Consider the following 13937-nt stretch of genomic DNA (forward strand, 5'->3'; position numbering starts at 1 on the left):
GCTCCTTTTTCATTCAAACCAATCCCGTTCCGGGCGGCATTGCCGAGGATAGAGTTTCAGCTGCCCTTGCGGGCCGTACATGGCCAGAAATACCTCCTTCGGGCTTTTATAGCCGCGGGCCGTCAGCTGCTCCTGCAGCCAGGCGGGGTTATGCCCGATGGCCTCCAGATTGTCTGCAAGAGGGGAGCCGTCCAGAACCAGCGCGCACCAAAGCCCTTCCGGCTGAGGGGAAAGCTGAAGATCCGATGGCGTGGCCGGGCGGTATTGTGCAGCGGGGAGAAAGCTGATCTGTCCGTTGGTTTCCAGCACCGCAGATTCCAGTTGGCTCAAATCAAAATAGCCGGCTACCCGGCATTGGCTCAAAAATTCGTTCAAGTCCAACCGGGCACACAGCAGATTTTTGGGATAAAGTCTCCCATTTTGATAAAGCACTACCGGGCGGCCATTGAAAAAGCGTCGCAGTGCGATGGATTTACAGGTAAACCAGTCAATGCACAAAGCAGCAATTCCGTAGACCACCGTGGCCGTGAGCGGCTGCCACCAGGCCTCCAGATCGGTGGCCAGCTCCGCGGCAATGGACCCGATGGTGATGCTGGTTACATAATCAAACAGACTCATCTGGCCGATCTGACGCTGGCCCACCAGCTTACACAGGCCAAACAGGACTACGATGGAAACCAGGCTAGTGATGGCGATTTTTCCAACTTCGCTATAGATCTGCATAATATCCGGCCTTTCTTGCGGCAAGACGGCCGCGGTATCCTGCTGTGAGTATGTACAAAGGAACGGCGGATTATTCATGAAAACCAAGACTTGGCGAATATGGCGGAATTATGTATAATAGGTCCATCATATCAAAGTGCGCGGCAGCGCGCTGACAGGAGGGCATGGCCGTTGCGGCATGTTTTTATTGTAAATCCCGTTTCCGGTAAAGCGGATGCCAGCGGGTCACTGGTTCCCAAGATCACTCAAGCGGCAGCCCGGCAGGGAGTGGACTACGAGATCCTTCTGACCGAGCGGCCTGGCCACGGAGTGGAGCTGGCACAGCAGCAGGCAGCAGCAGGCGAGCCCGTTCGCTTGTATGCCTGTGGAGGTGACGGCACTCTGAATGAGGTGCTGCAGGGCGTCTACGGCTGCAAAAATGCCCAGGTAGCCTGTGTGCCCTGCGGCAGCGGCAACGATTTTGTGCGCAATTTCGGAGGCAGCGCGCCGTTTCTGGACCTGGAAAACCTGATTCAGGGCGAGGCGGTCTCCATGGATCTGATCGAGACCGATCAGGGCCTGGCAGCCGCCATCTGCTCCGCCGGTCTGGACGCCCAGGTTGCCTATGGTATCCCGAAGTTCCGAAGGATTCCGCTGTGCGGTGGCTCCATGGCCTATAAGCTCTCCATATTGCAGGCGGTCAGCGGGCCTCTGGGTCACCGGCTGCGGATCTGCGCGGATGACGAAACCATTACCGGCGACTTTTTGATGCTGGCACTCTGCAACGGCTCCACCTACGGCGGTGGCTTTATGGCTGCACCGCAGGCCTGCATGAACGACGGCCTGCTGGAGCTTGTGCTGGTCCGGAAGATCAGCCGGCTTCAAATTGCCCGCCTGATCGGTGACTACCAGAAAGGGCTGCACATGCAGGGCGACCAGGTAGCTCCGGCCTATCGTGATATTATTCTGGCCAGAAAGGTGCGCAGCCTGCGGCTGGACACCCTGGACGGCCGTCCTATCGTGGTAACGAGAGACGGGGAGTGCGCTCCTTACAGCAGTCTGCGGGCACATGTACTTCCCGCTGCTGCGCAGATTGTGCTGCCTCGTTCTGTCCTGAATACAGAACTTCCCGCATTGCGGAAAGACACTATCCTCAACAGATAAAACAAAAACGGCAACGTGACAGGATTCACTCCTTCACGCTGCCGTTTTTCTTTGTAAAAAGCTGTTACAGCTCGTTGACTGTTTCGGTTACGGACATCCGCTGAATCCGCCGGGCAGGTGCCCAGACGGCGGCTCCGGCTGCAAACAGCACGAACACAAAAACCACTGTCAGACGTCCGGCCGGGAATTGCCATACCGCATAAGGGAAGTGCTCCAGAATCAGAAAGCCGTAGAGCAAGCGGCTCAGCGGCAGTCCGACTGCACAGCCTGCAGCACAGCCGGTCAGGGCATAGGTGAATGCCTGGGCGGTAATCATTCTGGTAATCTGCCGCTCATCCATACCCACTGCCCGCATTGCACCGTATTGCCGGATTCTGGCGGTCACGCTCATAGAAATGCAGTTGACAATGTTGAGAACGGCAACCAATGCAATAATGCTCAAAAAGCCATACACGCAAGCTGTAAAGGCCAGATAGGTTCCACGGGTGCTTTGTTCTCGCCGATCAGTCATAGCCCATCCGTTTTCTTCCGCCAGCTGGCGAATAGTATCCAGCGTTTCGTCCGGCACATCCGAAGAAGTTTGGATCATCAGCAGGGCATAATCGGTTATGCCGGTCAAACGCGCAAAAGTTTCCCCGGAAACAATCAGGGTAAGCTGCCCTCCGGTCAACCCATCGGAACGAAAAGGATCGTATTTCAGAAGCCCTGCAATTTCCAGGCGTTCTGTTCCCAGAATCACGGCATCGCCATTTTTCCAGCCGCAAGCCGGGTCCCAGGCTGCCAGAGCAAAGCTGCTGTCACCACATACCCGGGCAAGATCACTGCCTCGGCGAAGCGAGCCGTCTTTTTTCAGTGCATTCAGATCAAACGCATCAAATGCGACCAGATCCACGGCGGAAAGACTATTGCTTCCATCCTCCCATCGGGCGGGCAGAGCAAAACTGCTTCGCCTGCCATAAACTCGTTCGACTCCATCCATGCTTTCCAGTGTTTTGGTCAATGCGGAATCAATGGAATTGCCACCGTCAAGGCTGGAAAGCTCCAGGTCTGCCGCTGCGGCAGATTGGGGCATCAGGTGGTCTACAAAATCAATCAGAACCGAAAAACTCAGAAACAGCACGATGCTGAGCGCAAACGAGCCGGTGATCAACGCCAGGTTCTTTTTGGAAGCGGCTGCCTGCTGAATTCCAAGGGTGATCTCAATGGGGAAAATACCGGTTCGGGAAGAGTGATGAATTTGCGGCCGGTTTTCCGTGCCGGCTGAAACAGCAGCGGCAGGGGAAACACTGGCTGCACGGCGGGCAGGAGCCTGGGCCGCCAGCAGTACCGTCACGATGCCCACCAGAATGCCGCTGACAATGCCGATGCCGCTGATGCCAAACAGGGGAATGGAGGAAAACTCCTCTCCAACCCAAAAGCGCAGTATGGCGCATAATCCCCAGGAAACTGCAATACCCAGAACCAGCCCCGCGGGAATGGCGCTTTCGCACCAGTTCAGCGCCTCCAGCCGTACAAATCGGGCAATCTGCTGCCTGCTCATACCGATGCACCGCATCATTCCGAAAAACTGAGTCCTTTGAACCACACTGCTATGGAGGCTGCCGGAAATCATCAGAACTCCGGCAACCAGCACCAGAAGAAAGAGCACTGCCGCCGCAAGCAGAAGAGTTTGTCCCATGGTGCTCCCGAACAACTCCCACAGAGAAAAGGCACCATGCTTTTCAGCCAGCCGCGCCTGCTCCATTCGCGTGCCCATCTCGGCCATACTGAAGATTGCGGTCACCATAAACACAGCAAAAACAATGCACAGACGTGTCATACGGTTCTGGCGGCGGTGCACTTTTGCTGAGATCGGGATCAGGCTCAGATAGCTTTTCATTCCCGGCACCTCCCGAAATCGGTAACCACACCGTCGGAAACCTGCAGGATACGGTCTGCCGATTGTGCCACGGTCCGGCTGTGAGTAATCATAACCACAGTCTGCTCATACAGCCGGGAGGCCCTCTTGAGCAGGGCAATCACTTCACTGGTGTTCTGGCTGTCCAGGTTCCCGGTAGGTTCGTCCGCCAGAATCAGGGCGGGCCGGGTGATCAGCGCACGTCCGATGGCAACCCGTTGTTGCTGACCGCCGGAAAGCTGGCAGGGCAGATGATTCCGCCGGTCTTTTAGATTCAGCACAGCGAGCAGCTCTTCCAGCCGCTTTTGGTTGGGCTTCTGATAATCCAGCAGCACCGGAAAAACGATGTTCTGTTCCACCGTCAATTCCGGAATCAGATGAAAGCTCTGAAAGATAAACCCGATGTTCCGGCGTCGGAAGACGGTGAGGTTGCGTTCTTTCATGGAGAAAATATCCTTGCCGTCCAGAAAAATCTTTCCCGCAGTGGGGGTATCCAGTGCGCCGATCAGATTCAGCAGAGTACTTTTGCCGGAGCCGGATTCTCCTACAATAGCCACAAACTCTCCTTTCGGAACAGAAAAGCACGCTTCTTTCAAAGCATGCACAGCAGTTTCACCCTGTCCGTAGGTTTTGGAAACATGGTCCACATACAACAAATCCATTTTGGTCCCTCTCTTTCATTTGGCATGGAAAAAGAGTACCATGGGAACCCTACTGCTCCATGACATACGGCCTACAATTTTGTAGGAATCAAAAAATTTATAGTGAACACCGTGCCGTAACCAGGTTGACTGTCCACCTCAATGGTTCCGCCGTGCGCCTCAACAATGGATTTGGCCAGCGCCAGGCCGAGCCCCACGCCCTGCGTATCCTTGGAAAAGCGGCTGCGGTAGAAGCGCTTGAAAATGTGGGGCAGGTCTTCCGGATGAATCCCGCAACCGGTATCCCGCACCCTGATCTGCACCACCGACGCAAAGGTGCGCCACTCGATTTGAATGGAATCGCCTGTCCGTGTGTGATCCAGTGCATTTTTGATCAGGTTGCTCAAAGCCTCACTCATCCAGTGAGCATCACAGAAGAGAACCACGTATTCGTCGCCCGAAAAGCGGAGCTGCTTGCCCTGTTGTTCTGCCTGAACAGAAAACCGCTGTTCCAGCGCCTGCATCAAATCCGTCAGATTCTGCTCCGACTTTTCCATTAAAACGGTTCCGGCATCCAGTTTTGTAATCTTAAGCAGATTCTGCACCAGTGTTTCGATCCGGTTCAGCTCCTGCTCTGAAAGGGCGGTAAACTGGCGCACCACTTCCGGGTCTTCCTGCTCCTGCTGCAGAATACCATTGTAAATGGAAAGAGCCGCCAGCGGGGTTTTCAGTTGATGGGAGATGTCGGAAATGGATTCCTTCAGGAATTGACGGGAACGCTGCTGGTTTTCCACATGGGCATTCAGGATGGCCGCCAGGGAATTGACCTCATGGAACAGCCGGTTCCGTTCGCCCTCATCGTCGCATTCGATACGGGCGGATAGGTCCCCCTCCAGATAGTCCTCGATTCGCTGCACCGCCTGCTCCATCGTGTGGCACTCAACGCGAAAATAGCGAAGGAGCAGAGACAGAATCAATGCCGTCATACAGATGGCGGCAAACCATATCCATCCCGCTGCACTTTGCGGAATAGCCCAAAATAAGAGTGCGGCCACTGCCGTAAATCCCGCGGCACAGGCAAGGATCTGTATAAAAAGTGTTTTGATTCTTCGATCCGAAAGAATTTTCATAAATGCCTCACTCCGCACTGCTCCATTTATACCCCATACCACGAATGGTTACGATGCGCCGGGGATTCGCAGGCTCATCCTCAATTTTTGCACGCAGCCTGCGGATATAAACCGTCAGGGTGCTGTTGTCGATGTAGTCGCCTTCGTGGTCCCACAGGCGGCCTAAAATCTGCTCCGGTGAGAGCACCGTATCCGGGTTTTGCATGAACAGACACAGCAGTTTGAACTCCCCGGCGGTCAGATCCACCGGTGTACCATTTTTATAAGCGTTTCGTTCCAGCAAGCGCAGGATGATCCCGTGCGATGAAATTTCTGTGCCGCGATCACAAGCACTCCTGCTCCTGCGAAGCAGGGCATTGACCCGGGAGAGAAAGATGGCCAGCTTGAAGGGTTTGGTGATGTAATCATCTCCGCCGATGTCCAGCCCCATGATCACGTCGGTCTCTTCGTCCGCAGCGGTCAGGAATAAGATCGGCACCTGCGAGGTCTGCCGGATTATCCGGCACAGGTCATAACCGGAGCCATCCGGGAGGGCGACGTCCAGAATGATTAGATCATAGGGCCTTTCCCTCCAGCCACTCTGTGCTTCGGCGAAGGTGCGGGCCACCTGCACCGCATAGCCCTGCCGTTCCAGTGCAAAGGTCAGCCCACTGATCGGGCTGCGGTCGTCTTCCACAAAAAATATCTGCTTCATTGATTCTTCCTCACTTTACCGCCCTGTCTTTCGGCGATGGATGCCCTTATTATAATGCGGCCTGCCATGGAATACAAACCTGCGGCTGGCCCGGAAGGACGGCCCGCAGCTTTCCTGTTTTAGTGTTCTTAATCAAAAAGAGATCAGCAAAGCAAAGGCAGGTATTGCTAAAAAGGAAAGAGAAGCACAGTGAAAAGGGCGTACCGAACGGTATAATGGAATTTTGCAGGGAAAAATCATGGTTTGTTCACAAAAATTTTTTTATTTATCCACTTGATTTTTCCTGGAAGAGCGACTAAAATATACATTAGCACTCGGGGAGAATGAGTGCTAAACAAATTTTTGTTATCATTAAATTTATTTTTGAATAGGAGGATATCTTCCATGAAAATCAAGCCTCTTGCAGATCGCGTTGTGATCAAGACCGTTGAAGCTGAAGAAACCACTAAGAGTGGCATCATCCTGGCCGGTTCCGCCAAGGAGAAGCCCCAGGTGGCCGAGGTGCTGGCAGTTGGCCCCGGCGGCATGGTAGACGGTAAGGAAGTGGAGATGATCGTCAAGGTAGGCGATAAGGTCCTCACCAGCAAGTACTCCGGCACTGAAGTAAAGGTGGACGGCGAGGAATGCACCATCGTTCGTCAGAGTGATATCCTGGCCATCGTTGAGGAGTAACTTCCATTTCCGCTTTTCACAAATGACTGATCGAATGCGCGCTGCGCATCCTGCAATAAAAGGAGAGATTCATTATGGCAAAACAAATTCTGCATGGCGAGGCTGCCCGCAAGGCCCTTTCCGCTGGTATTGATACCCTGGCTGACACCGTCCGCATCACCATGGGCCCCAAGGGACGCAACGTGGTGCTGGGCAAGAAGTTCGGCAGCCCCGTGATCACCAATGACGGTGTAACCATCGCCAAGGAGATCGAGCTGAAGGACGTGTTCGAGAACATGGGCGCTCAGCTGGTTCGTGAAGTTGCCACCAAGACCAACGACATCGCTGGCGACGGCACCACCACCGCCACTGTTCTGGCTCAGGCTCTGGTACACGAGGGTATGAAGAATGTTGCCGCCGGCGCCAACCCCATGGATGTGAAGCGCGGCATGCAGAAGGCTGTGAAGGCTGCTGTTTCCGCTTTTGCTGCCAACAGCAAGAAGGTGGACGGCTCCAAGGACATCGCCCGTGTTGCCACTGTTTCCGCTGACGACGCCACCGTTGGTGAGCTGATCGCCGAGGCTATGGAGAAGGTAACCGCCGATGGCGTGATCACCATCGAAGAGAGCAAGACCGCCGAGACCTACTCCGAGGTCGTGGAAGGCATGCAGTTCGACCGTGGCTACATCACCCCCTACATGGTGACCGACACCGAGAAGATGGAGGCCGTGATCGATGATGCCTACATCCTGATCACCGACAAAAAGATCAGCGTGATCCAGGACCTGCTGCCTCTGCTGGAGCAGATCGTGCAGAGCGGCAAGAAGCTGGTTATCATTGCTGAGGACATCGAGGGCGAGGCTCTGTCCACCCTGATCGTGAACCGTCTGCGCGGCACTTTCACCTGCGTGGCTGTTAAGGCTCCCGGCTTTGGCGACCGCCGCAAGGAGATGCTGCAGGATATCGCCATCCTGACTGGCGGCCAGGTTATCAGCGAAGAGCTGGGCTACGACCTGAAGGAGACCACCGTTGACATGCTGGGCCGTGCCCGTCAGGTCAAGGTCACCAAGGAGACCACCACCATCGTGGACGGCGCTGGCGCCAAGGAGCTGATCAAGGAGCGCGTAAACCAGATCCGTGCTCAGATGGAAAGCTCCACCAGCGATTTCGACCGCGAGAAGCTGCAGGAGCGTCTGGCCAAGCTGGCCGGCGGTGTTGCCGTGATCCGCGTGGGTGCTGCCACCGAAGTGGAAATGAAGGACAAGAAGCTGCGCATTGAGGACGCTCTGAATGCCACTAAGGCTGCCGTGGAAGAGGGCATCGTGGCTGGCGGCGGCACTGCTGCCATCAACGCTATCCCCGCTGTTCAGAAGGTATGCGACGAGCTGGAAGGCGACGAGCGCACCGGTGCCCGCATCGTTCTGAAGGCTCTGGAAGCTCCTCTGCGTCAGATCGCTCAGAACGCCGGTCTGGAGGGCAGCGTTATCATCGACAAGATCCTGAGCTCCGGCAAGTCCAACTACGGCTTCGATGCTCAGAAGGAGCAGTACTGCGACATGATCGAGGCTGGTATCGTTGATCCCACCAAGGTGACCCGTTCCGCTCTGGAGAATGCTGCCAGCGTTGCTTCCATGGTGCTGACCACCGAAAGCCTGGTTGCCGATGAGCCCGAGCAGCCCGCTGCTGCTCCCGCTGCACCCGACATGGGCGGCATGGGCGGCATGTACTAAGCCAAATCACACCCCTATAACCCAAACAGCAAAGGCCTGCATGCGTTTTGCATGCAGGCCTTTTTGCGTCTCAATCCCCCTTATGCCATCCGGATCAAATCTGTACGTTTTTGGCATCCCTATGGTATGACACTCTCTCCGCCTGCCCAGACTGAAAAGGGAGGTGAATAGCATGACACAGAAACGTCTGGCCGCGCTGTTCGGCGCTGTGCTTCTTGCATTTTCGGTGGTCATGGGCAGGCTGTATCTGTTGGCACAGAATCAGGAATATGCCCAAACGGCGCAGGCACAAACGGTGACCACGCTCACTCTCGAAAACAGCCGCGGCAACTTGTACGACTGTAACGGAACGCCTATGACCGGATATGGCCAACAGTATTACGCACTGTCCATTCCGGGAGAAAGCAGCTATGCGGAGCTGTTTCAATATGTTCCCTACAGCGAGCAGGCCTATCTTTACGAAAAGCGAAACGCACTGGCTCCTTTTCTGATTCAGGTGGACCGGGATCTTACCGATCAGGGGATTTATACCTATTCGGTGCCTAACCGTTATTGTCCGCTTCCCCTGGCGGAGCATCTGATCGGTTATCTGAATGGGGACGGCACCGGTGTGGCCGGTTTGGAGCAGGCGTTTGATGAGCTGCTCACCAGCGGCCGGTCTGCCCGTGAGGTTCAGTGCGTAACCACAGCGCAGGGTTCATTGCTGGCAGGCAGCGAACCGCAGCTTCTGGAGGAGCAAGCGGAAGGCCAGGGAGTAATGCTTACCCTGGATACCGCCACCCAGCGGGTGTGCGAAGCGATTGCGCAAGCTTCTATGGACACCGGCTGCATTCTGGTGCTGGATGTGGCTACCGCAAAGGTCCGCGCCAGTGTGAGTATGCCGGAATTTGACCCGGATAACATTCAGTGCAGCCTGCAAAATGAAGACTCACCGTTTTTGAACCGGGCGCTCTGCCAATATAATGTGGGTTCCGTGTTCAAGCCGGTTCTGGCTGCCGCCGCCTTGGAGCGGGGCATCGGCTGGTACAGCATGGAGTGCGAAGGTGTGATTACCATCAACGACCACGACTACCACTGCGCCCTGGATCGCGCACATGGTTTGATGAGTATTCGCGGGGCGCTGGAAAAGAGCTGTAACTGCTTTTTTATTGATCTGGGCATGCAGCTGGGCGGCAACCGGGTGGCGGAACTTGCCCGTCAGTTTGGCTTCGGGCAAACGGTCTATCTGGCGGGCGGATTGAAAAGTGCCGAGGGTGTGGTACCGGATGGGGAGACGCTGGAAGATCTGGGCCAGCTGGCAAATTTCAGCTTTGGCCAGGGTCAGCTGATGGCGGCTCCGGTTCAGCTGGCCGCTGCATACAATACTCTTGCCGCCGGCGGTGTCTACCGCAGCCCAAGCTTTCTGGAAGCGGTGATCGACGAGACAACCGGCGAGGCAGTCCGGCAGCTTTATCAGCCGGATACCCGTCAGGTGGTGAGCGCATCCACTGCCGAGACCCTGTGCGACATGCTGGCCGGAGTGGTGAACGAGGGCATCGGTTCACAGGCTGCCCCTCAAAACGGCACAGCCGCAGGCAAAACCGGCACCGCCCAGACTGCTGTGTTCAACCAAGAGGGCAGGGAAGAGATGAACTACTGGTTTGCGGGCTTTTATCCCGCCGAAGATCCGATCTACACCATTGTTGTGCTGCAGGATGGCACCCCCGAGCCGGAAACGAGCTCCGCGGCTATTTTCGCACAGGTATGCGATGGGCTGTTCTGGCTGCAAAGTGAGGAGACCCGGGCACAGATCCTGGAACAGCAGGAAAAGCTGGAAGAGGAGCAGGCAAAATCCGCGGCCAGCAGTTGACAATCAAAGCGGTACGCGTTATACTGTTAAAGTAATTGATCATGATAATGGCTGTGATAGGGCCAATGGCGAGCAGACAGCTTCAGAGAGGGAACCGTTTCGGTGCAAGGTTCCTGCTTGTTTTTCCGCCGCATGCCACCCTTGAGCCCCCGGCGATGAGTCGGGCGTAACGCGGCGTTAACGCGCAAAAAGCGGCGGTTTTGATGTTTTAAAACCGCAATCTGGGTGGTACCACGGAGATTTTTGTAGCCTTCGTCCCTGTTTGGGGGCGTGGGCTATTCTTTTTTCTGGGGCACTTCGGCAATTATCCGATCAGGCGTTTTGCACACAACACATGTAGAGGAGTTATGAACGATGCAATGGACCGGTTTGAATGAACTGCGTGAAAAGTATCTTTCGTTTTTCGAGAGCAAGGGCCACCTGCGGCTGGACAGCTTCCCCCTGGTGCCGAAAAACGACAACAGCCTGCTGCTGATCAACAGCGGCATGGCCCCCATGAAGAAATGGTTCCTGGGCCAGGAAGAGCCCCCCTGCCATCGGGTGACCACCTGCCAGAAGTGCATCCGTACCCCGGATATCGAGCGCGTTGGTATCACTGCCCGTCACGGCACCTACTTTGAGATGCTGGGCAACTTCAGCTTCCAGGATTACTTCAAGAAGGAAGCCACTGCCTGGGCCTGGGAGTTCCTGACCAAGGTGCTGGAGATCCCCGCCGAGCTGCTGTACATCTCGGTTTACGAAGATGACGACGAGGCCTGGGACATCTGGACCAAGGACATCGGCATTGCTGAGGATCACATGGTCCGTTTCGGCAAGGAAGACAACTTCTGGGAGCACGGCTCCGGCCCCTGCGGCCCCTGCAGCGAGATCTACTTTGACCGCGGCCCCGAGCATGGCTGCGGCAAGCCCGACTGCAAGGTTGGCTGCGACTGCGACCGCTACATGGAGGTATGGAACCTGGTGTTCAGCCAGTTCGACTCCGACGGCAAGGGCAACTACACCCGCCTGGAGCGCCCCAACATTGATACCGGCATGGGCCTGGAGCGTCTGGCCTGTGTGATGCAGGGCGTGGGCAACCTGTTCGAGGTTGACACCGTTCGCGCCATCCTGAACCATGTGGAGAAGATCAGCGGCAAGACCTACGGTGAGGATGCCAAGACCGACATCTCCATCCGTGTGATCACCGACCACATCCGTTCCACCACCTTCATGGTGAGCGACGGCATTATGCCCTCCAACGAGGGCCGCGGCTACGTGCTGCGCCGCCTGCTGCGCCGCGCCGCCCGTCATGGCCGGATGCTGGGCATCACCCGCCCCTTCCTGACCGAGCTGGTGGACACTGTAATCCGCGAGAACAAGGCCGGTTATCCCGAGCTGGAAGAGCATGCTGACTACATCAAGAAGGTTATCGGCACCGAGGAAGAGCGCTTCTACAAGACTATCGACCAGGGCATGACCATCCTGAACGGTCTGATCGACAACATCACCAAGGCTGCTGTGGCCGGCAAGGAGAAGATTCTCTCCGGTATCGATGCCTTCAAGCTGAATGATACCTTCGGTTTCCCCCTGGATCTGACTCGCGAGATCGCCGCTGAAGCTGGCATCACCGTGGATGAGGAGAACTTCCACTCCGAGATGAAGAAGCAGAAGGAGAAGGCCCGCAAGGACCGTCTGTCCCGTGGCATCTCCGGATGGGATTCCGATCTGTTCAGTGAGCTGACCGTACCTGCCACCGTGTTCACCGGCTACGAGAAGTTGGAGGACAAGGGCCAGGTTATGGCTCTGTCCGATGGTGAAGAGCTGGAGGATGCCATCTCCACCGACGAGGGCGCCAAGGAAGGCGTTCTGGTTGTTCTGGATCAGACTCCCTTCTACGCGGAGAGCGGCGGACAGGTGGCCGACACCGGTTCCATCGTGACCACTGATGGTGCCCGTCTGGAAGTGAAGGATGTGAAGAAGACCGGTAAGGGCTACTTCGTGCACACCTGCACCCTGATGGAGGGCACCGTAAAGGTGGGCGACAGCGTAACTGCCGCTGTGTCCAAGGGCCGCCGGATGTCCATTGCCCGTAACCACACCAGTGCTCACCTGCTGCAGAAGGCTCTGCGCGAGGTGCTGGGCAGCCACGTGCATCAGGCCGGTTCCTATGAGGACGACGAGCGCGTGCGCTTCGACTTCACTCATTTCAGCGCTGTGACTCCCGAAGAGCTGGCTCTGGTGGAGCACATCGTGAACCAGAAAATCTTCGAGGCTCTGGACGTGAACATCCAGAACCTGCCCATCGCTGAGGCCAAGAAGATGGGTGCCATGGCCCTGTTCGGCGAGAAGTACGGCGACGTGGTTCGCGTTGTGGACGTGAACGGCTGGTCCACCGAGTTCTGCGGCGGTACTCATGTGAAGAACACCGCTCAGCTGGGCTGCTTCAAGATTCTCAGCGAGTCCAGCGTAGCCGCCGGTATCCGCCGTATCGAAGGCACCACCGGCTACGGCGTGCTGAACCTGCTGGACGAGCGCACCGAGATGCTGCACAAGGTTGCCGATGCGCTGAAGGTCAACAACATGAAGGATCTGCCCCTGCGCGCTGTGGCTGTGGCCAGCGAGGTGAAGGCTCTGAGCAAGGAGCTGGATGCTGCCAAGGCTGCTGCTGCTGCCAGCAAGATCGACGGCCTGTTTGAGGCTGCCGAGGACGTGAACGGCATCAAGATCCTGACCGCGTACTTCTCCGGTACCGCTCCTGAGGCGCTGCGCAGCATGGCGGAAAAGGTGCGCGATAAGGCTCCCAACACCGTGGCTGCTCTGGTGGGCTCCACCGATGGCAAGATCACCCTGGCAGTTGCCTGCGGCAAGGGTGCTCTGGATGCGGGCCTGAAGGCTGGTGTTCTGGTTAAGCAGATCGCTGCCATCGCCGGCGGTAACGGCGGCGGCAAGCCTGATTTCGCCATGGCCGGTCTGAAGGATGAGAACAAGATCGACGAGGCACTGAATGCCGTAGCCGGTATTGTGAAGAACGTTCTGGAAGGCTGATTTCATTCTGTTATTCACTGCGAACACCGGGAAAGCTCTCCCGGTGTTCGCAGCCTGTTTTGCAGCATTGTTGAATTCTGGAAAGGAGATGTTTTAATGGATTGCTTGTTCTGCAAGATCGCCCAGGGACAGATTCCCTCGAATAAGCTGTTCGAGGACGACAAGATCCTTGCGTTCTATGACATTGATCCCCAGGCGCCGGTTCACTTTCTGGTGATTCCCAAGCAGCATGTGGATTCCGCTGCCGCACTCGGCGAGCAGGATGGCGAGCTGCTGGCCCATGTATTTGCCACCATCGCCCGCCTGTGCAAGGAGCTGGGCTGCGACAACGGCTATCGTGTGGTAACCAATGTGGGTGAGGACGGCGGTCAGAGTGTAAAGCATTTGCACTTTCATGTGCTGGCGAAGCGCAGCCTTGCCTGGCCTCCGGGCTGATGCGCGGCCGTTTAGTGCTG

General features: G+C 56.4%; 11 protein-coding genes. 6 read left to right on the forward strand and 5 right to left on the reverse strand.

Annotated elements, in window-relative coordinates; all coding sequences use genetic code 11:
- Positions 1-9: 9 nt before the first annotated feature.
- Entirely contained in the window at positions 10-723 is a 714-nt protein-coding gene (locus tag PH256_RS04085; RefSeq protein ID WP_270913100.1) for a DUF421 domain-containing protein, read from the reverse strand.
- A 171-nt stretch (positions 724-894) separates the two neighbouring features.
- Here PH256_RS04085 and PH256_RS04090 point away from each other — a divergent pair, with 171 nt between their 5' ends.
- Complete coding sequence (locus PH256_RS04090; protein WP_270913101.1) at positions 895-1866, forward strand: diacylglycerol/lipid kinase family protein; 972 nt, start codon at positions 895-897, stop codon at positions 1864-1866.
- Between the two features lie 64 nt (positions 1867-1930).
- Here PH256_RS04090 and PH256_RS04095 read toward each other — a convergent pair whose 3' ends face one another.
- The 4 genes from PH256_RS04095 to PH256_RS04110 all read right to left on the reverse strand — a co-directional run bounded on the left by PH256_RS04095 (position 1931) and on the right by PH256_RS04110 (position 6228).
- Complete coding sequence (locus PH256_RS04095; protein WP_270913102.1) at positions 1931-3745, reverse strand: ABC transporter permease; 1815 nt, start codon at positions 3743-3745, stop codon at positions 1931-1933.
- On the reverse strand, positions 3742-4425 hold the full coding sequence (locus tag PH256_RS04100) for an ABC transporter ATP-binding protein (RefSeq protein WP_087184384.1): 684 nt from the start codon (positions 4423-4425) through the stop codon (positions 3742-3744). The genes PH256_RS04095 and PH256_RS04100 overlap by 4 nt, the downstream gene beginning before the upstream one ends.
- 71 nt (positions 4426-4496) lie before the next feature.
- Positions 4497-5534 (reverse strand): sensor histidine kinase, encoded by a 1038-nt coding sequence (locus PH256_RS04105; RefSeq protein WP_270913103.1) that lies wholly within the window; start codon positions 5532-5534, stop codon positions 4497-4499.
- A gap of 7 nt (positions 5535-5541) precedes the next feature.
- Positions 5542-6228, reverse strand: coding sequence for a response regulator transcription factor (locus PH256_RS04110; RefSeq protein WP_270913104.1), 687 nt, complete (start codon positions 6226-6228; stop codon positions 5542-5544).
- Positions 6229-6612: 384 nt separating this feature from the next.
- On the opposite strand from PH256_RS04110, the gene PH256_RS04115 reads away from it, so the two are divergent.
- From PH256_RS04115 to PH256_RS04135, 5 genes are all read left to right on the forward strand, one after another.
- Positions 6613-6900, forward strand: coding sequence for a co-chaperone GroES (locus PH256_RS04115; RefSeq protein WP_058963032.1), 288 nt, complete (start codon positions 6613-6615; stop codon positions 6898-6900).
- 74 nt (positions 6901-6974) lie between these two features.
- Positions 6975-8609: a chaperonin GroEL gene (groL, locus tag PH256_RS04120; protein WP_087184381.1), complete on the forward strand. Its 1635-nt coding sequence runs from the start codon at positions 6975-6977 to the stop codon at positions 8607-8609.
- Positions 8610-8781: 172 nt separating this feature from the next.
- Positions 8782-10458 carry a peptidoglycan D,D-transpeptidase FtsI family protein gene (locus tag PH256_RS04125; protein WP_270913105.1) on the forward strand — a complete coding sequence of 559 codons (1677 nt, stop codon included), beginning with the start codon at positions 8782-8784 and terminating at the stop codon, positions 10456-10458.
- A gap of 354 nt (positions 10459-10812) precedes the next feature.
- A complete protein-coding gene (gene alaS, locus PH256_RS04130) occupies positions 10813-13482 on the forward strand; it encodes an alanine--tRNA ligase (protein WP_270913106.1) in 2670 nt (889 codons plus the stop codon).
- 96 nt (positions 13483-13578) lie between these two features.
- On the forward strand, positions 13579-13917 hold the full coding sequence (locus tag PH256_RS04135; RefSeq protein ID WP_087184378.1) for a histidine triad nucleotide-binding protein: 339 nt from the start codon (positions 13579-13581) through the stop codon (positions 13915-13917).
- Positions 13918-13937 lie beyond the last annotated feature (20 nt).

Origin of the sequence: Allofournierella sp. CML151 (assembly GCF_027853465.1) — a bacterium.
Lineage (GTDB): Bacteria > Bacillota > Clostridia > Oscillospirales > Ruminococcaceae > Allofournierella.